General features: G+C 66.0%; 17 protein-coding genes. 12 read left to right on the plus strand and 5 right to left on the minus strand.

Annotated features, from left to right (window positions below):
* Nucleotides 1-15 precede the first annotated feature (15 nt).
* Nucleotides 16-2,673, plus strand: coding sequence for an alanine--tRNA ligase (gene alaS, locus WFP78_RS05310; RefSeq protein ID WP_336959465.1), 2,658 nt, complete (start codon nt 16-18; stop codon nt 2,671-2,673).
* Between the two features lie 398 nt (nt 2,674-3,071).
* Here alaS and WFP78_RS05315 read toward each other — a convergent pair whose 3' ends face one another.
* The gene (locus WFP78_RS05315; RefSeq protein WP_336959467.1) at nt 3,072-3,482 is read right to left on the minus strand and encodes a hypothetical protein; all 411 of its coding nucleotides are present in this window, start codon (nt 3,480-3,482) and stop codon (nt 3,072-3,074) included.
* Nucleotides 3,483-3,829: 347 nt separating this feature from the next.
* Between WFP78_RS05315 and WFP78_RS05320 the strand changes: the two genes are divergently transcribed.
* On the plus strand, nt 3,830-4,357 hold the full coding sequence (locus WFP78_RS05320; RefSeq protein WP_336959469.1) for a hypothetical protein: 528 nt from the start codon (nt 3,830-3,832) through the stop codon (nt 4,355-4,357).
* A gap of 24 nt (nt 4,358-4,381) precedes the next feature.
* Here WFP78_RS05320 and WFP78_RS05325 read toward each other — a convergent pair whose 3' ends face one another.
* A complete protein-coding gene (locus WFP78_RS05325; RefSeq protein WP_336959471.1) occupies nt 4,382-6,151 on the minus strand; it encodes a cation:proton antiporter domain-containing protein in 1,770 nt (589 codons plus the stop codon).
* 135 nt (nt 6,152-6,286) lie between these two features.
* On the opposite strand from WFP78_RS05325, the gene ybaL reads away from it, so the two are divergent.
* Nucleotides 6,287-7,918 carry a YbaL family putative K(+) efflux transporter gene (ybaL, locus tag WFP78_RS05330; RefSeq protein WP_336959473.1) on the plus strand — a complete coding sequence of 544 codons (1,632 nt, stop codon included), beginning with the start codon at nt 6,287-6,289 and terminating at the stop codon, nt 7,916-7,918.
* 122 nt (nt 7,919-8,040) lie between these two features.
* Here the strand turns inward: ybaL and WFP78_RS05335 are convergent, their stop codons facing one another.
* Nucleotides 8,041-9,654, minus strand: a complete 1,614-nt coding sequence (locus tag WFP78_RS05335; RefSeq protein WP_336959475.1) for a GNAT family N-acetyltransferase — start codon at nt 9,652-9,654, stop codon at nt 8,041-8,043.
* Nucleotides 9,655-9,855: 201 nt separating this feature from the next.
* The gene (locus WFP78_RS05340) at nt 9,856-11,076 is read right to left on the minus strand and encodes an NADP-dependent isocitrate dehydrogenase (RefSeq protein ID WP_336959477.1); all 1,221 of its coding nucleotides are present in this window, start codon (nt 11,074-11,076) and stop codon (nt 9,856-9,858) included.
* 200 nt (nt 11,077-11,276) lie between these two features.
* Here WFP78_RS05340 and WFP78_RS05345 point away from each other — a divergent pair, with 200 nt between their 5' ends.
* The 3 genes from WFP78_RS05345 to WFP78_RS05355 all read left to right on the plus strand — a co-directional run bounded on the left by WFP78_RS05345 (nt 11,277) and on the right by WFP78_RS05355 (nt 13,353).
* Entirely contained in the window at nt 11,277-11,612 is a 336-nt protein-coding gene (locus WFP78_RS05345) for a hypothetical protein (protein WP_336959479.1), read from the plus strand.
* A gap of 188 nt (nt 11,613-11,800) precedes the next feature.
* Nucleotides 11,801-12,559: a phosphatidylserine decarboxylase gene (locus tag WFP78_RS05350; RefSeq protein WP_336959481.1), complete on the plus strand. Its 759-nt coding sequence runs from the start codon at nt 11,801-11,803 to the stop codon at nt 12,557-12,559.
* Nucleotides 12,556-13,353 carry a CDP-alcohol phosphatidyltransferase family protein gene (locus tag WFP78_RS05355; RefSeq protein WP_336959483.1) on the plus strand — a complete coding sequence of 266 codons (798 nt, stop codon included), beginning with the start codon at nt 12,556-12,558 and terminating at the stop codon, nt 13,351-13,353. Before WFP78_RS05350 ends, WFP78_RS05355 begins: the two co-directional genes overlap by 4 nt.
* A 32-nt stretch (nt 13,354-13,385) precedes the next feature.
* Here the strand turns inward: WFP78_RS05355 and WFP78_RS05360 are convergent, their stop codons facing one another.
* Entirely contained in the window at nt 13,386-13,628 is a 243-nt protein-coding gene (locus WFP78_RS05360) for a hypothetical protein (protein ID WP_336959485.1), read from the minus strand.
* Nucleotides 13,629-13,909: 281 nt separating this feature from the next.
* Between WFP78_RS05360 and rpsB the strand changes: the two genes are divergently transcribed.
* From rpsB to WFP78_RS05390, 6 genes are all read left to right on the plus strand, one after another.
* Nucleotides 13,910-14,671 (plus strand): 30S ribosomal protein S2, encoded by a 762-nt coding sequence (gene rpsB, locus WFP78_RS05365; protein ID WP_336959487.1) that lies wholly within the window; start codon nt 13,910-13,912, stop codon nt 14,669-14,671.
* Between the two features lie 154 nt (nt 14,672-14,825).
* The gene (gene tsf, locus WFP78_RS05370) at nt 14,826-15,755 is read left to right on the plus strand and encodes a translation elongation factor Ts (RefSeq protein WP_336959489.1); all 930 of its coding nucleotides are present in this window, start codon (nt 14,826-14,828) and stop codon (nt 15,753-15,755) included.
* A gap of 121 nt (nt 15,756-15,876) precedes the next feature.
* Nucleotides 15,877-16,602 carry a UMP kinase gene (gene pyrH, locus WFP78_RS05375; protein WP_336959491.1) on the plus strand — a complete coding sequence of 242 codons (726 nt, stop codon included), beginning with the start codon at nt 15,877-15,879 and terminating at the stop codon, nt 16,600-16,602.
* A gap of 4 nt (nt 16,603-16,606) precedes the next feature.
* Nucleotides 16,607-17,164 (plus strand): ribosome recycling factor, encoded by a 558-nt coding sequence (gene frr / locus WFP78_RS05380; protein ID WP_336959493.1) that lies wholly within the window; start codon nt 16,607-16,609, stop codon nt 17,162-17,164.
* Nucleotides 17,165-17,190: 26 nt separating this feature from the next.
* On the plus strand, nt 17,191-17,931 hold the full coding sequence (locus WFP78_RS05385) for an isoprenyl transferase (protein ID WP_336959495.1): 741 nt from the start codon (nt 17,191-17,193) through the stop codon (nt 17,929-17,931).
* A 62-nt stretch (nt 17,932-17,993) separates the two neighbouring features.
* The gene (locus WFP78_RS05390) at nt 17,994-18,770 is read left to right on the plus strand and encodes a phosphatidate cytidylyltransferase (protein WP_336959497.1); all 777 of its coding nucleotides are present in this window, start codon (nt 17,994-17,996) and stop codon (nt 18,768-18,770) included.
* The last annotated feature ends 27 nt before the right edge of the window (nt 18,771-18,797 follow it).

The raw sequence follows: 18,797 nt of genomic DNA on the forward strand, positions 1-18,797 counted from the left end.
CTCTAATTCGCCAGCATGACATCAACGAACGACATCCGCCGGTCCTTCCTGGACTATTTCGCCAGCGCCGGGCACCAGGTCGTGCCATCGGCCCCGCTGGTGCCGCATAACGACCCGACGCTGATGTTCGTCAATGCGGGTATGGTGCCGTTCAAGAATGTCTTCACCGGCCTTGAAAAGCGCCCCTATGACCGTGCGACCAGCGCCCAGAAATGCGTGCGCGCCGGCGGAAAGCATAATGATCTCGACAATGTCGGCTACACCGCCCGGCACCATACCTTCTTCGAAATGCTCGGAAATTTCAGCTTCGGCGATTATTTCAAGGAGCAGGCGATCACCCATGCGTGGACGCTGCTGACGAAGGAATGGGGCCTGCCGGCCGACAGGCTGACCGCCACCGTCTATCACACGGACGACGAGGCGTTCGACCTGTGGCGCAAGATCGCCGGCCTGCCCGAGGAGCGGATCATCCGCATCCCCACCAAGGATAATTTCTGGGCGATGGGCGATAGCGGCCCCTGCGGCCCCTGTTCGGAAATCTTCTACGACCATGGCGACCATATCTGGGGCGGCCCTCCCGGATCGCCGGAGGAGGATGGCGACCGCTTCGTCGAGATCTGGAACCTCGTCTTCATGCAATATGAGCAGGAAGCGAACGAGATCGTCGCCGACCTGCCCAAGCCCAGCATCGACACCGGCATGGGGCTGGAGCGTATCGCCGCGGTGATGCAGGGCGTTCACAATAATTATGATACCGACACCTTCGTCGCGCTGATCGCGGAAAGTGCCGCGCTCACGAAGACCGCGACCGATGGCGAGTTTCAGGCCAGCCATCGCGTCATCGCCGATCATCTGCGCTCGGCCGGCTTCCTGATTTCCGACGGCGTACTGCCGGCCAATGAAGGGCGCGGCTATGTGCTTCGCCGCATCATGCGCCGGGCCATGCGCCATGCGCACATCATCGGCGCGAAAGACCCGCTGATGTACCGTCTGGTCGGCAGCCTGGTGAGCGAGATGGGTGCGGCCTATCCCGACCTTGTCCGCGCCCAGCCGCTGATCGAGGAAACGCTGCTGCGCGAGGAAACCCGGTTCCGCCAGACGCTGGACAAGGGCATCAGGCTGCTCGACGAAGCCACCGCCGGCATGGCCAAGGGCGACACGCTGCCCGGCGAGACGGCCTTCCGCCTCTACGACACCTATGGTTTCCCCTATGACCTGACCGAGGATGCGCTGCGGGCGCAGGGCCTGGCGGTCGACCGCGCCGGCTTCGATGCCGCGATGGCCGAGCAGAAGGCGGCCGCCCGCGCCGCGTGGAAGGGTTCCGGCGACAAGGCATCGGACGAGATCTGGTACGACATCGCCGAGGCCGAGGGCGCGACCGAATTCACCGGCTATAGCGCGACGAAGGGCGAGGGGCAGGTGGTCGCACTGGTGAAGGACGGCGCCCGCGTCGACAGCGCCGGGGCTGGCGACAGCGTCATCATCGTCACCAATCAGACGCCCTTCTATGGCGAGAGCGGCGGCCAGATGGGCGACGCGGGCACCATCACCAGCCTTGACGGGCTGGTCGCCGACGTGGCCGACACCGCCAAGCCGCTGGGCCGCGTCCATGCGCATCAGGCGACCATCGGCACGGGATCGGTGAAGGTCGGTGATACCGTCATCCTCTCCGTCGATGTCGCTCGCCGCGACCGGGTGCGCGCCAATCACAGCGCTACGCATCTGCTGCACGCGGCGCTGCGTGAGCGGCTGGGCGGGCATGTGACGCAGAAGGGCAGCCTTGTCGCGCCCGACCGCCTGCGTTTCGACTTCTCCCATCCTGAAGCGCTGACGCCATCGCAGATCGCGCTGGTTGAGGCCGATGTGAACGCCCAGATCCGCCATAATGGCGAGGTGACGACGCGCCTCATGACCCCGGACGATGCGGTCGCGGCGGGCGCGATGGCGCTGTTCGGCGAGAAATATGGCGACGAGGTCCGCGTGCTGTCCATGGGTGGCACGGAAGCGGGCAGCTATTCGGTGGAACTGTGCGGCGGCACGCATGTCCGCGCCACCGGCGATATCGCGCTGTTCAAGATCGTGTCGGAAAGCGCCGTGTCCAGCGGCATCCGCCGGATCGAGGCGCTGACCGGGGAGGCCGCGCGCCTGTGGCTGGCCGACCGCGAAGACCGGCTAAAGCAGGCGGCGGCGTCGCTGCGCACCTCGCCCGAGGACGTGCCCGCGCGCATCGCCGCGCTGGTCGAGCAGAGCCGCAAGCTGGAACGTGACCTTGCCGAGGCGAAGAAGGCGCTGGCGCTGAGCGGCGGTGGCGCCGCGGCGGCACCCGCCGGGCCGGAGCAGGTGGGCAACATCGCCTTCCAGGGCCAGGTGATCCAGGGGCTGGACCCCAAGGAGTTGCGTGGCGTTGTCGATCAGGCGAAGCAGGCGCTGGGCAGCGGCGTCGCCGCCGTGCTGGCGGTGGTCGATGGCCGCGCGAGCATCGCGGTCGGCGTGACCGATGACCTGACCGGCACATTCAGCGCCGTCGATCTGGTCCGCGCCGGTGTCGAGGCGCTGGGCGGCAAGGGCGGCGGCGGCCGCCCCGACATGGCGCAGGGCGGCGGACCGGATGGCGACAAGGCCGATGCCGCGATTGGCGCGGTCAAGGCGGCGCTGGCGGCGGTTCCCGCCTGAAATCCCGTGCCGTAGGCGGGAGGGGCATGGTCTGTCCTCGCTCGCCTGTGGCCGGGGCAGGGCGCCATGCGGGCCTGCGAAGTGCGATTCTCTGCGCTCCGATGCGCGAAAAACTACGCTTTTGCCCAGCGGTTGTCTGCGCGGCGGCTCGGCCTGAACGGAACGGTGATGGCCCTAGAGCATCGTCCTTTCCATCTGGCCCGTCCGGGCTGAGCCTGTCGATCCGAAGGGCGGTGTAAGCCAACTCCTGGGAAGGGCGCGCGCCCTACGACTGTCTGCCAGGGCAAGCGCTCAGGTCGAAAGCAGGCACGTGACCCTCTACAAGCCCGGCGCCTGCCCCGGAGACTCGATCCCAGGGGCGAGCGGGGACAGGCGATCCCCATCGATCGCGCGATGCCCTAAAGCCGCAGGCTCAATCCCACCGCGCCATAGCCATCGCCCAGATTGCCCTTCAGGCGCAGCATCGGCCCCAGCGGGACCGACGCGGTGCCATAGGCGCGCAGATGATCGCTGATGAGCCGCGCACCCGCGCCGATTTCGACAAAGGCGGGGATCGTCACGGTCGCCTCGCCCTTCACATAAAGCCGCGTCGTGTCGCCAAGGAAGGCGCCGGCCATGGGCCGCACCGTGAACGGACCGCTGGAAAGATTGAGCCCGCCACCCAGTTCCGCGCCCCAGTCGCTATGCGAGCGCGCGGCATTGGCTTCCGCCACCAGTCCTTCGGCATGGGCCGGCATGGGGGCCAGCGAGGTTGCGAACATGAGGGCGGTCGCGGCGGTCGCGCCTGCCCGGAGGATCAATGCGTTCATAAATCGTCCCTTTCATGCCCCCCGTCGCGCACCGGCTAGGCCATGATGCCGGCGCCGGGCAAGGCCGTCGGCCCGCCCGTCGCCCCGCTTTGCGCCGAACGGCCCCGCAGATGAGTCGCATGGAGGATCAAAGCGGGCGCTGTTCGGGGCGCGCCGCACGGACGGGGAGGACTATGGACCGGCGGGGAGGGGGGTGAATCTCTGCGGGGGAGCAGGGCATTAACGACAAGTCTTCACGACTGCTCAGCAGTGACCGTCCATGACATGCATCGACCATATGGTCCACCGATCGACAGGATTTGTCCCTTCTGTCCGTCCTTGTCCCGCTTCGTTCGGAGAGCGTGTTGATGAATGTGAAGCCCGTCTTTCTCGCCGTAACGCTGCTGTCAGCCCCCGTGGCTGCGCAGACGGCCGCCGCCCCGCCGCCGATCCAGGTTGTCGATGGCGCCCGGCGCCTGCCGGCGCCGGTTTTCATACCCTCGCCCGTGCCGTCCTCCAGCACGAACCCCGTGCGCGCCGTTGCGGTGGTCATGATGCTGGGAACGGAAACGCTGTGGCGCGGCACGTTGAAGGTGGGCGGTGGGGTGCCGGCGCGCTTTTCGCTGTCGGAGCCGGCGGGGGATGTGGCATGCGACAATAGCCTTGGCTCTTTCGGTCGGCAGGGGCGGCAGATCGAACTGTCTCTGTCCGCCATGCAGCCCTCGCGTGCCGGCGTGACCTACATGCTCAATGCCCGCTACAGCCGCCCGGCAGCCGATCAGCCGTGCGGAGGCACGCGCGCCATATCCCTGGATCAGCGCTTTGGCTGGGACGGGAACGAGACCCTGCGCTTCGAAGGCGATGGCGGCCTGCGCATCACCATCGGCAAACCTTGACCGAAGCCCTGACGCGGGGGGCGCTCAGCTGTCCTCTGGCCGCAATTTCCGCAGCTTGGGCGCCTTTTCCATATTGGCGGCGTCCTTGATCCCTTCGCGCAGATTCTCGCGCGCCTGGTGGATGGAGGCGATCACCGGCCCCATGGCGACGCCCAGGTCGACCAGCGCGGTCTCGGCGAGTTGCAGCGAGCTTTCCAGCGTTTCGGGCACGGCATCGCTGGCGCCGGCCCGGTAGAGCTGCGCCGCATGATCGGTGTCGCGCGCGCGGGCGATGATGGGAAGGTCCGGCACCCAGCCGCGCACGCGCCGCGTCACCCGCACCGACAGCACCGGATCGTCCATCGTCAGGATGAGCGCGCGGGCATGGCCAAGGCGCAGCTTGTCCAGCATTCCCGCGCGGGCCACGTCGCCAAAGGTGATGGGGTAGCCCTCGCGCCGGGCTTCGGCGACCACGTCCGCATCGGATTCCACGACGATGAAGGGCTGGTTATGGGTTTTCAGCAGGTCGCACACCATCCGCCCCACCCGGCCGAAGCCGATGACGACGGCCGCCGGCCTGCCGCCATCCTCGCCCATCGGCGGCGGCTCCTCGCCCGATGCCAGCTCGATGCGGCGGGCGACGTCATGGCCGAGCCGTGCGAGCAGCGGTGTGATGGTGAGGCCCACGGCGGTCACGATCTGCCAGAATGCAGCGGTTTGCGGCATGATGAGCTGCGCGGCCGAAGCCGCCGACAGCACGATCAGGGTCGTTTCCGACGGGCTGGACATCAGCAGGCCGACCTCCAGCGCCAGCGCCCGGCGCGCGCCGGACAGGCGCAGCAGCAGCGCCGTCACCGCCGTCTTGGCGATGACCACCCCCACCACGGCCAGCGCCAGGCTGGCCCAGTTGGCGAGGATGACGCGCACGTCCAGGCTCATGCCCACGGTGATCAGGAAGACGCCCAGCGCCAGCCCCTTGAACGGCGCGGTCATCACCTCGACCTCGCCATGATAGTCCGTTTCCGCGATCAGCAGGCCGGCGAGCAGCGCGCCGACGATCGGCGAGAGGCCGGCGAGCGCCGTCGCGAGGCTGGCGGTGATGACGACCAGCAGGCTTGCGGCCAGGAAGACCTCCGGGCTTTTCGTCCGCGCCGCCTGGCTGAAGATGTGGGGCAGCACGAAGCGCCCGAGCACCAGCAGGACGATGACGGTCGCGCCGCCGATCATCAATGTATGGACCAGCCCCCAGCCCCCGTCCGCGGCGGTCGGTGCAAGCGCGCCCAGCAGGAAGATGATGGGGACGAGCGCCAGATCCTCGAACAGCAGCATCGAAAAGGCGGTGCGCCCGACCGGCCCCTGCGTGCCCACCATCGGCAGCACCAGCGCGGTGGAGGACAGGGCGAGCGCAAGGCCCAGGCCGATGGCGCCGCCCAACTGCTGCCCCATCAGGTACAGTGCCGCACCGATGATGAGGGCGCTGCCCGTCAGTTCCGCCACGCCCACGCCGAACACCAGCCGCCGCATCGACCACAGGCGCTTGAAGCTCAGCTCCAGCCCGATGGAAAAGAGCAGCAGGATGATGCCCAGTTCGGCAAAGGGCTCGATCGATTCCTTGTTCGATATGGTGACGTGATAGAGCCAGGGATAACGCTCCACCAGCGCCCCCAGCCCGGCCGGGCCGACGAGCAATCCGACAAGCACGAACCCGATGACGGGGCTGATGCGGAAGCGCGCGAAGCCGGGAATGACCAGGCCCGCCGCGCCCAGGATGACGAGGGAGTCGCGAAAACCGTCCGTATCAAAGGAAACTGCCATGTTGCATCATTGCGGGCGGGGCAGGCAATTTCCAGTATTTTGATGGAAAATGTCTGCAAGGGTCGAAAATCATCGATTCTCATCCTACATTGGGGATGATCGGGGCCAATATAATCAGGGGAGCCTGCAGACCGCATGCCGCACGCCACACCGCTCGTCGCTACCATTGTCGCGGGTCTGGTATTGGCTTTCATGCTTGGGGCGCTTGCGCACCGCCTGCGTATTTCTCCGCTGATCGGCTATCTGCTTGCGGGCGTGGTCGTGGGGCCTTTCACGCCCGGCTATGTCGCAGATCAGCAAGTGGCGAACGAACTGGCGGAACTGGGCGTCATCCTGCTGATGTTCGGCGTCGGACTGCATTTTTCGATCAAGGATCTACTGTCCGTCCGCACCATCGCCATCCCCGGCGCGCTGGCGCAGATCGGCATGGCGATCCTGCTGGGCATGGGGCTTGCCGCGTTGCTGGGCTGGGGTGTGGCGAGCGGCCTTGTCTTCGGCCTTGCCTTGTCGGTCGCGAGCACAGTCGTGCTGCTGCGCGCGCTGCAGGAACGGCGCATCCTCGATACCGAGCGCGGGCGGATCGCCGTCGGCTGGCTGATCGTCGAGGATCTGGTGATGGTGCTCGCGCTGGTGATGCTTCCCGCGCTTGCGGGCAACGCCAGCGGCGGGCAGATCGGCATGACGCTGCTCGTCACCATCGGCAAGGTGCTGGCCTTCGTCGCCTTCATGCTGATCGTCGGCCGGCGGCTGATTCCCGCCATCCTGCATGGCGTGGCGCATGGCGGATCGCGGGAGTTGTTCCGGCTGGCGGTGCTGGCGATCGCATTGGGCGTGGCCTTTGGCGCGGCGATGCTCTTTGGCGTCTCCTTCGCGCTGGGCGCGTTCTTCGCCGGCATGATCCTTGCCGAATCCGAACTCAGCCAGCGGGCGGCAGCGGAAACATTGCCGCTGCGCGATGCCTTTGCGGTGCTGTTCTTCGTGTCGGTGGGCATGCTCTTCAACCCGCATATCGTGATGAGCGCGCCGCTGGCGTTGATCGGCACCATCGTCATCATCCTCTTTGGCAAGTCCATCGCGGCCTATGCCATCGTTCGCGCCTTTGGCCGGCCGCATCGCACGGGGCTCACCATCGCGGCCAGCCTTGCGCAGATCGGCGAATTCTCGTTCATCCTCGCGACGCTCGGCACGTCGCTGAAGCTCATTCCATCGGAAGCGCGCGACCTGATTCTGGCGGGGGCGATCTTTTCGATCATGCTCAACCCGTTCCTGTTCGTGATGATCGACCGGCTGGGCGCGAAAGGCGAGAGCGCCGGTACGGGCACTCAGGCCGCGCCGCCGCCGGTTCAGCGTTCGCCGCGCGGACATGTGATCCTGGTCGGCCATGGCCGGGTTGGCCGGCATGTCAGCGAAAGGCTGATCACGGCGCCCGGCAGGCTTGTCATCATCGAGGCGGAAGGCGATCTGGCCAGCCTGCCCAAGGGGGAGGATGCCATGGTCGTCGTCGGCAATGCCGCCGATCCCGATACGTTGCAGCGCGCGGAGATCGACAAGGCGCGCATGATCTTGGTCGCCATTCCCAACGGTTTCGAGGCCGGGCAGATCGTCGAGCAGGCGCGCAGGCTCAACGCGACCATCCGCATCATCGCACGGGCGCATTCGGACGACGAAATCCGCCATCTCGACAAGCTGGGCGCGGACCTCATCGTCATGGGCGAGCGTGAAATCGCCAATCGCATGGTCGATCAGGCATTGGTGGGGGGCGGTTAGAGCATTTTCAAATTGACCGTTTACGGTCAATGGCTCGGAAAATGCGACAACAAAGGACGAGAGCGTTTTCGCTCATAGTGAAAACGCTCTAGAAAAGGCGCGGCGCGGCCAGGCGTGCCTGTTCAGCCACCGCCGGGGGAATTATGGCCGCCGGCGGGCACCGGGCCACCGCTGGGCGCGTGCGTGTGGTCCGGATTGCTGTCCCAGTCGATATGGTAGAGGTCGAACCGCCGGTCGCGCAGGTTGCGCACCGTGCCCTCCGCCCGTGCCCAGCTGAGGTCCGCTAGGTTCACGTCGGCGATGGTCAGCGTCTCGACATTCTCGCTCGCCTCCGCCGCGATCCCGTCTCGCGCGAAGGGCAGGTCGCAGGGGGTGAGGATGCAGCTTTGCGCGTACTGGATGTCCATATTGTCGACATTCGGCAGGTTGCCGACATTGCCGGACATCACGACATAGCATTGATTCTCGATCGCGCGGGCCTGCGCGCAATAGCGCACGCGCATATAGCCCGAGCGGCTGTCGGTGCAGAAGGGCACGAAGATGATGCGCGCGCCCTGGTCCACCAGCCGCCGCGCCAGTTCCGGAAACTCGCTGTCATAGCAGATGAGCACGCCGATCGGCCCGCAGTCGGTCTGGATCACGTCCAGCGCATCGCCGCCCTTGATGTTCCACCAGAAGGCTTCGTTGGGCGTGGGGTGGATCTTTTCCTGCGCATGGACGGAGCCGTCGCGCAGGGCGACATAGGCGATGTTCTGGATGTCGTCGTCATCGGTGCGGGTCGGGTGCGATCCGCCGATGATGTTGATATTATATTCCAGCGCCATCCGCGCCAGCTCCCGGGTGAAGCGCTGGGTATAGCCGGTCAGCTTCTCGATGGCCTCCAACGGCGTCAGCTTCTCTTTCTCGAAGGAGAGCAGGGGGAGCGTGAACAGCTCGGGGAAGACGATGAAGTCTGAGCGGTAATCGGCCGCGACGTCGACGAAATATTCGACATTGCGGATGAAGGCGGCAAAATCCTCGACCGCGCGGGCCTGCAGCTGGCAGGTGGCGAGGCGCACGCTTTCCACCCCGCGCGGCACCCGCATCTCCGGCGCCTCGTCCGGATCGACATAGGGGTTGCGCCACACCAGATGCGCGGCATTGCCGGCAGATGCCTTGTCCTCGGGCAGATAGCGCTTGAGGATGCCGATCGGCTCGAACCCGTTCTTCAGCTGGAAACTGATGACCTGATCGGGCAGCTTGCCGGTGACGACCTTGTCCAGATAGTCTTCGGGGCCGGAGACCTTGCGCCGCGCGCGGGTATAGCCGGGCATGCGCCCGGCGATGACGATGCCGTGCAGGTCCAGCTGCTCGGCCAGTTCCTTGCGCTCGTCATACAGGCGCTGGCCGATGCGCAGGCCGCGCTGCTTGGGATCGACGGCCATTTCATAGCCGTACAGCCACTCGCCCGCCGCGCTGTGCCGCGTGCCGAACCCGTTGGCGGTGATCTCTTCCCAGTCATGGGCGGCAAAAGCCATCGCCTTGCTGACGCGCATGGTCGCGCAATAGCCCACGACCCTGTTGTCGTAGAGCGCGACGAAGCACCCTTGAGGGAAGTTGTTGATCTGCCCCCGTACCATGGCGGGGGCATAGCTTGGCATGTCGGGGTAAACGCGGCCGATCAGCCTTATGATCGCCCGCACGTCGGACGGAACCGCGTTGCGGATGTCGAGGCGTTTGCGTCCGGTCGTCGTCATGCAGTCGGTTCCCGATCATATGTCCGTGCCGCACATGCCCACGGCCCGCATGCCCCTCCTTTTGGGCCAACGCGGTGGATCGGCAAGCATGTGCGGCCAAAAAAAGCGCGCGCCAGTCATAATAACGACCGGCGCGCGCGCTCTTTCCATCATATGCACGGTCTGCCGACATTCGGGCGTGCATATGTCATGTCATGGGCGTCAGGCCCAGCTGGCCATTTCCGTTTCCAGGTTGACGCGGATCGCCTCGAAGAACTGCTCCGTGGTCATCCATGCCTGATCCGGGCCGATCAGCAGCGCCAGATCCTTGGTCATCTTGCCGCTCTCGACGGTCTTGATGCAGACCGCTTCCAGCGTTTCGGCGAACTTCACCACGTCCGGCGTCTCGTCGAACTTGCCGCGGAAGGACAGGCCCTGCGTCCAGGCGAAGATCGAGGCGATCGGGTTGGTGGAGGTCGCCTTGCCCTGCTGGTGCATGCGATAGTGGCGGGTGACGGTGCCGTGGGCGGCTTCCGCCTCGATGGTCTTGCCGTCGGGCGACATCAGGACCGAGGTCATGAGGCCCAGCGAGCCGAAGCCCTGCGCGACGGTGTCGGACTGCACGTCGCCGTCATAATTCTTGCACGCCCACACGAACTTGCCGCTCCACTTGAGCGCGGAGGCGACCATGTCGTCGATCAGGCGATGCTCGTAGACGATGCCCGCTTCCTTGAACTTGGCGGCGAACTCGGCGTCGAACACGGCCTGGAAGATATCCTTGAACTGGCCGTCATAGGCCTTGAGGATCGTGTTCTTGGTCGACAGGTACAGCGGCCACTTGCGGTCATAGGCATAGTTCATGCTGGCGCGGGCGAAATCGCGGATCGATTCGTCCAGGTTGTACATGCCCATGGCGACGCCGGAGGAGGGGAAGTCGAACACTTCATATTCCAGCTCGTTGCCGTCGGTGCCGACCCACTTCATGGTCAGCTTGCCGGCGCCGGGCACGCGGAAATCGGTCGCCTTATACTGGTCGCCGAAAGCGTGGCGGCCGACGACGATCGGGTCGGTCCAGCCCGGCACCAGGCGGGGGACGTTGCGAATCACGATGGGCTCGCGGAAGACGACGCCGCCCAGGATGTTGCGGATCGTGCCGTTGGGCGACTTCCACATCTTCTTGAGGCTGAATTCCTCGACGCGGGCTTCGTCCGGCGTGATCGTGGCGCACTTCACGCCGACGCCATATTCCTTGATCGCATTGGCGGAATCGACGGTGACCTTGTCCTCGGTCGCGTCGCGGTTCTCGACGGACAGGTCGTAATATTTCAGGTCGATGTCGAGATAGGGCTTGATCAGGCGCTCGCGGATCCATTCCCAGATGATCCGGGTCATTTCATCGCCGTCGAGTTCGACGACCGGGTTCTTCACCTTGATCTTCGCCATGCGTAGTTCCGCTCTTTGCCTGTGGATGGGGATGGCACTGCGTCTAGGCAAATGCCGCCCAATGTTCAACACCCGCGCGGGAGAAATATGCTGCAATTGCGAGGCATATGCATAAAGGAGGATGCGGCCATGCTATTGGGCACCGTTGGCGCCGCGCGCATGCGTGGCGAAAGGCGATGTGAAGCAGGGAGCATGAAGAGGTGGCAAAAGCGGATCGCCTGGAGCGCCTCGATATCCGGCGCGAGGAGCTGGAGGCGGAATATCGGGATGCCCTGATCGCCGCGCTGCGCAAGACGGCATCGGGCAGCTGGGGGCTGTTCGATCATCAGGCGGATCGTCGCGTGCGTGCGGCCATCGCGCCGGTCGTCGCCGCACTGGAAGAGCTGGGCGAGGCGATCGACGGGATGCGCGAGCAGCTGGCCATGCCGCCTTTCCCGCTCCGGCAGGAGTTTCTGGCATCGCGCGGGCCGGTGCCGTCGAGCGCGGTGGGCGAGCCCAAGCAGGCGCGCGCATGGCTGGACAGGCTGGGCGAGTGATCGATCGCGGGCCGCTGGCGGCGCGCGAAGGATTGGCGGTGGGCGCGATGACGGCGGGTCGTCGGCTGGGATAACGGCATGCCGCCGAGTGCGCTGCCGGCGCGATGCTGCCGGCTTCGCGATCCGCTGCGCACCCAATCCGCTGTTGCGGCGTTGTCATGCCCGGATGCACTCCCTAAGACGGCGCGATGGACAAGAGCGAATTCACGACAGGCCCCGCCCCCGATGGCATCCCGACCAGCCAGGGGGGCATCAAGTGGCGCTTTCCCGCCGTGCATCCGGAAGGGCGCAAGTTCGGGTTGATCGCTGCCGCGATCACCGGGCTGTTCTTCCTGCTGGGGTGGGAGATTGTCGGCTGGCTGATGGTGATCGTCACCATCTGGGTGCTCACCTTCTTCCGCGATCCCGTGCGCGCGACGCCGCAGGATGACTCGCTGGTCATCGCGCCCGCCGACGGGCTGATCACCCTGATCCAGACGGTGCCGCCGCCGCGCGAAATGGCCGGCGAAGCGGGCCTGGGCGATGCGCCGATGATGCGCGTGTCGATCTTCATGAGCGTGTTCGATGTCCACATCAACCGCACGCCGATCACCGGCATCGTGAAGTCGGTCGTCTATATTTCCGGCAAGTTCCTCAATGCCGATCTCGACAAGGCGAGCGAGGATAATGAGCGGCAGCATATATTGGTGGAGCGCGCCGATGGCGTGCGCATCGGCTTCACCCAGATCGCCGGACTGGTGGCGCGGCGCATCGTGCCCTTCGTGAAGCCGGGCGACATGGTCGCGGCGGGGCAGCGCATCGGCCTCATCCGCTTCGGCAGCCGGGTCGATGTGTATCTGCCCGCCGGCACCCGGCCCAAGGTGGTGCTGGGCCAGCGCACGGTGGCGGGCGAGACCGTCATTGCCCGGCTGGGTGATGCGAGCACGGTTTCGGGCGTGCTGCAATGAGGCAGAGGCGCGCGATCCCGGCCGGGCTCCGGCGCGGCATCACCCTGCGGATGGTCGCGCCCAATGCCGTGACGGCGATGGCGCTGTGTTTCGGTCTGACCGGCGTGCGCTATGGCATTTCGGCGGCGGGCGGGGTTACGGCGGACTGGGAAAAGGCGGTCGCCTGCATCATCATCGCGGGCGTGCTGGATGGCCTCGACGGCCGCATCGCACGCATGCTCCGGGGCGAGAGCCGTTTCGGCGCGGAACTGGATTCGCTGTCGGACTGCATCGCCTTCGGCGTCGCGCCAGCGCTGATCCTCTATCTCTGGTCGCTGCAGGCGATGCCGAAATTCGGCTGGATCTTTGCGCTCTGCCATGCGCTGAGCTGCGCGCTGCGGCTCGCGCGCTTCAACGCGAACATCGATGCCGATATCCAGCCACGCAAGGCGGCGGGGTTCCTGACTGGCGTGCCGGCGCCCGCTGGCGCCGGGCTCGCCTTCATGCCGCTCTATCTGTGGCTGGTGACGGGGCTGGAGATTTTCCGCGCCTGGTATGTGGTCGCCCCCTGGGCGGCGTTCATTGCCTTCCTGATGATCTCCAACGTCGCGACATACAGCTGGACGTCGCTGCGGCTGCGCAAGACGGTGCGGCTGGAGGCGATCGCGCTGGCCGGCCTGCTCGCCGCGCTGCTCGTCACCAATCCCTGGCTCACCCTGCTGGCGATCAGCATCGCCTATGTCGCCAGCATACCCTTCGGCATCATGAGCTATGCCAAGGTCCAGCGCCGGGCCGCCGAGGCTTCGGCCCCCTGACATGCCGCCCGTCCGGCCGTTCGGTCGCCCGCTCAGGCGGCGAGGGCGAGCGGCCTGACGGCACGCTGCCGGTGCCGTGTCGGGGCAGGGGTGCCGGCCGGAGCGCCGCGACGGCGCTGGACGAAGATGCGGGGTTCAGGCGCGGCCTGCGGGATCGGCTGCATCAGCAGCGCGGCCACCATCTTTTCCTTATATGCGTGCAGCATATAGGCTATGGTGCCGAACGCGAGCGAGAATGCCGTCACGAAAACGAAAGCAGAGATCACACCGAACATCGCTTTACCCTTTCACCGCAACGGACACGCGCCTGGCTCTGCATGGACGCCCCGCAGGGACGTTTCGAATCGCGTGAAACCGTTAGTTGTTCCTGATGTTCTCTTTATGTTCTCGTTCCCGCATGCTGTCAAGCACCGCAATCCGCTTGCATTGCCTGGGCGCAGCAGTTAAAGGCGCGCCCCTAATCCACATGGGAATCGCATAACCCGGTGCCGGACCCGGCTTTCAGCTGGACCTTCGGTCACTGATTCCCAGAGGCTCAACCGGAAGGAGAAAGACTATGGCGGCTCCTGTCGTCTCGATGCAGCAATTGATCGAAGCTGGTGCGCATTTCGGCCACCAGACCCACCGTTGGAACCCGCGCATGAAGCCGTATATCTTCGGCGACCGCAACGGCATCCACATCCTCGACCTCTCGCAGACCGTTCCGCTGTTCGCTCGCGCGCTCGACTTCGTGTCGGCCAGCGTCGCCGCCGGCGGCAAGGTGCTGTTCGTGGGCACCAAGCGCCAGGCGCAGGACCCGATCGCAGAGGCCGCCCGCAAGTCGGGCCAGCATTTCGTCAACCACCGTTGGCTGGGCGGCATGCTCACCAATTGGAAGACCATTTCCGGATCGATCAAGCGTCTGAAGACCCTTGAGGAGAAGCTGTCGGGCGATACCCACGGCCTCACCAAGAAGGAAGTCCTTCAGATGACGCGCGAGCGGGACAAGCTGGAGCTTTCGCTGGGCGGCATCCGTGACATGAACGGCATCCCCGATGTCATGTTCGTGATCGATGCGAACAAGGAAGAGCTGGCGATCAAGGAAGCCAACACGCTGGGCATCCCGGTCGTCGCGATCCTCGATTCGAACGTCTCGCCCGACGGCATCGCCTTCCCGGTGCCGGCGAACGATGACGCCAGCCGCGCCATCCGCCTGTATTGCGACGCGATCGCCGCCGCCGCGACCAAGGGCAACCGTGGCGCGCAGCAGGCTTCGGGCATCGACATCGGCGCGCTGGACGAGCCGGCCGCCGAAGAGGCCGTCGCCGCAGAGGCTTGAGCTGACCGCAGGCCCTCACGCCCGCTTGCCGGCCGGCAAGCGGGGCGGGGGCCGGCCGTTACGCTGAACTGAAACGCTGCCGGGCTAGGGCGCGCTCTTTGCAGGACGCGCCCTCCCGCATATTTGAAAACCCGATATTTCAAGGAGCCTTACCATGGCCGAGATTACCGCTGCCGCCGTCAAGGAACTGCGCGACCGTTCGGGCGCGGGCATGATGGATTGCAAGAAGGCGCTGACCGAAGCCAATGGCGATCTGGAAGCCGCGACCGACTGGCTGCGTGCCAAGGGTCTTGCCGCTGCGCAGAAGAAGTCCAGCCGCACCGCCGCCGAAGGCTTGGTCGGCGTTGCCGTTGCCGGCACCAAGGGCGTCGCCGTTGAAGTGAACAGCGAAACCGATTTCGTCGCCAAGAACGACCAGTTCCAGGATTTCGTCCGCACCGTTGCCGACATCGCGCTCGCCAGCGGCGTCGCCGATGCCGAGGCGCTGGCTGCCCAGGCGCACCCCGCCGGCGGTTCCGTGTCGGAAAAGCTGGTCGCCAACATCGCCACCATCGGCGAGAACCAGACCCTGCGCCGCGTGGCGCAGCTTTCGGTCGGCGAAGGCGTGATCGTGCCTTATGTCCACAACGCCGCCGCGCCGGGCCTGGGCAAGATCGGCGTGCTCGTCGCGCTTGAGGGCGACGCTGGCGCCGACGTGCTGGAACCGCTGGGCAAGCAGATCGCGATGCACATCGCCGCTGCCTTCCCGCTGGCGCTGGCCGCTGGGGATATCGACCCGGCGCTGCTGGAGCGGGAGCGTGCGATCGCTGCCGAAAAGGCCGCCGAATCGGGCAAGCCCGCCGAGATCGTCGCGAAGATGCTCGACGGCGCCGTGGCCAAGTTCGCCAAGGAAAATGCGCTGCTCAGCCAGCTGTTCGTGATGGACAACAAGACCCCGGTCGCAGACGTCGTCGCCAAGGCGGCGAAGGATGCCGGCAAGGCGATCGCGCTCAAGGGCTATGTCCGCTTCCAGCTGGGCGAGGGCATCGAGAAGGAAGTCAGCGATTTCGCGGCGGAAGTCGCGGCGGCCGCCGGCGTCGCCTGATCGCTTGTGCATTCCCCGTTCGGAACGGGGGATGTTCGGGCCAAAAACCCCGCTTCACATCATGGCGCGCACTGCCTAAGGTGCGCGCCATTTCCTTGCCAGCAGATGGAACCCAGCCCGCATGATCCGGCCCGCCTTCAAACGCATCCTCTTCAAACTTTCGGGCGAGGTGCTGATGGGACCGGGGCAGTTCGGCATCGACCCGGACACCGTGGACCGTGTCGCCGGAGAGATTGCGGCGGCCAAGGATGCGGGGTTCGAAATCTGCGTCGTCGTGGGCGGCGGCAACATCTTCCGCGGGCTTGCGGGCGCGGCCAAGGGCTTCGACCGGACCAGCGCCGACTATATGGGCATGCTGGCGACGGTGATGAACGCGCTCGCCGTGCAGAACGCGCTGGAGCGCATCGGCACGGATACCCGCGTGCAGTCCGCCATTCCCATGGCCTCGGTGTGCGAGCCCTATATCCGCCGCCGCGCGATGCGGCACATGGAGAAGGGCCGGATCGTCATCTTCGCCGCCGGCACCGGCAATCCCTTCTTCACCACGGACACCACCGCCGCCCTGCGTGCTGCCGAAATGAATTGCGACGCGATCTTCAAGGGCACCAGCGTCGACGGCGTCTACGATGCCGATCCCAAGAAGGTGCCCACCGCCACCCGGTACGAAACGGTCAGCTTCGATCGCGTGCTCAGCGACAATCTGAAGGTGATGGACGCCAGCGCCATCGCCCTGTGCCGTGACAACAATATTCCCATCGTCGTCTTCAACATCCGCGAGACCGGCAACCTTGCCCGCGTCCTTTCGGGTGAGGGAACCGCGACGATCGTCCAAAGCCAGGAGAGTTAAGACCATGCCCCAATATGACAAGGCGGACATCGAACGCCGCATGGCCGGCGCTGTCGAATCGCTCAAGGGCGATCTGGCGGGCCTGCGCACCGGCCGCGCCAACACGTCGCTGCTCGATCCGGTGACGGTGGAAGTCTATGGCGCGCATATGCCGCTCAACCAGATCGCCACGGTTTCCGCGCCCGAGCCCCGGATGCTGTCGGTGCAGGTGTGGGACAAGAGCAATGTGGGGCCCGCCGACAAGGCGATTCGCTCCGCCGGCCTTGGCCTCAACCCCATTGTCGACGGCCAGAATCTGCGCCTGCCCATTCCCGACCTGACCGAGGAACGGCGCAAGGAACTGGCCAAGCTCGCCGGCCAATATGCCGAAAAGGCCCGAATCGCCGCGCGCAATGTGCGCCGCGACGGCATGGACAGCCTGAAGACCGACGAGAAGAAGGGCGAGATCAGCGAAGACGAGCGCAAGCGCAAGGAAGCCGAAGTGCAGAAGATCACCGACAGCACGATATCGGACATCGACGCGGCCGCCGCGGCGAAGGAAAAAGAAATCCTTGGCCAATAGGGCTGAAATCTGCGCATAAATCCGTCGTGGCGACCCAGGCACAGACTGAATATCCCCAGCACGCGGCTGAGCACGGCGCGCGCCATGTTGCCATCATCATGGATGGCAATGGCCGCTGGGCGAAGCGTCGCTTCCTGCCGCGCATCGCCGGGCACAAGGCGGGCGTGGATGCGGTGCGCGCCATCAGCCGCGCCGCGCGGCAGATGGGGATCGAGTGCCTGACGCTCTACGCCTTCTCGTCCGAAAACTGGAAGCGCCCGGAATCGGAGGTGTCCGACCTGATGGGGCTGCTGCGCCGCTTCATCCAGTCGGACATCGACGAATTCGATGCCAATAATGTGCGCCTGCGGGTCATCGGCAATTATCGCGCGCTGGAGCCTTCGCTCGTCGCGCTGATCGACGGGGCGGTCGCCCGCACCGCCGGCAATAGTGGCGCGACGCTCGCCATCGCGCTCAACTATGGCGCGCAGGACGAGATGGTGCGGGCCGTCCGCGTTGTCGCCACCCGCGTCGCCAATGGCGAGATCGCACCGGAGGAGATCGGCATCGAGGCGATAGATGCCGGGCTCGACACCGCCGACCTGCCGCCGCTGGACCTGCTCATCCGCACATCGGGCGAGCATCGGCTCAGCAATTTCCTGCTGTGGCAGGCGGCCTATGCCGAACTCTATTTCACCGACCTGCTCTGGCCGGATTTCAACGCCGCCGCCCTTGCCGAGGCGCTTGCCGCCTTCAAGGGGCGGGAGCGGCGCTATGGCGGATTGTGATTGCCAGTGACGGGATGGCCAGTGACAGGATTGCGAGTGGCGGGATTGCAGGTAACTGGCCAGTGAGCAGTGAATTACGGACTCGCACGGTCGTCGGCCTCGCGCTGATCTGCGTCGCGGTGGGCGCGCTGCTGATGGGCGGCGCCTTGTTCTGGGTGCTGGTGTCCGCCGCCGGTGTGCTGATGCAGGGCGAATGGGCCGATCTGATGGGCGCCAATGCACGGCAGAAGCAGCTGTCGATGTTCGCGGTGTCGGTGCCGCTTGCCATCATGTCGCCCTGGGCCGCCGGGCCGTCCTTCCTGGCGCTGGGGCTGATGCTGGGCGCGTTTCTGTTCTCCGTGGCGGCGGCCCGCTCTTCGCTGATCGCGGTCGGCATCATCTATGTCTGCGTGCCGGTGCTGGCGCTGCTGTTCCTGCGTGGCGCGCCGGCGGCGAGCACCGGGCTGATCATCGCGTTCTGGGCGCTGGGGCTTGTCTGGGCGACGGATATCGGCGCCTATTTCGCCGGCCGCGCCATCGGTGGGCCGAAGCTCGCGCCGCGGGTCAGCCCCTCGAAGACATGGTCGGGGCTGGGCGGGGGCGTCTGCGCGGCGCTGGCCTTCGGCTTTGCGCTGCATGTCCTTGCCGGCCTGCCGCTGCGGCTTGCGGCGGCCAGCGGCATATTGGCGGTCGCGGCGCAGGGCGGCGACCTGTTCGAAAGCTATCTCAAGCGCCGTGCGGGCGTGAAGGACAGCGGCACGCTGCTGCCCGGCCATGGCGGGGTGATGGACAGGCTGGACGGGGTGGTCGCGGTGGCGCCGCTTGCTGCGCTGCTCGTCGCGATGCCGGGACTGTTGTAATGTCGGCGCCTGCAATCACGACTCCTG

Source organism: Sphingobium aquiterrae, from assembly GCF_037154135.1.
GTDB lineage: Bacteria > Pseudomonadota > Alphaproteobacteria > Sphingomonadales > Sphingomonadaceae > Sphingobium > Sphingobium aquiterrae.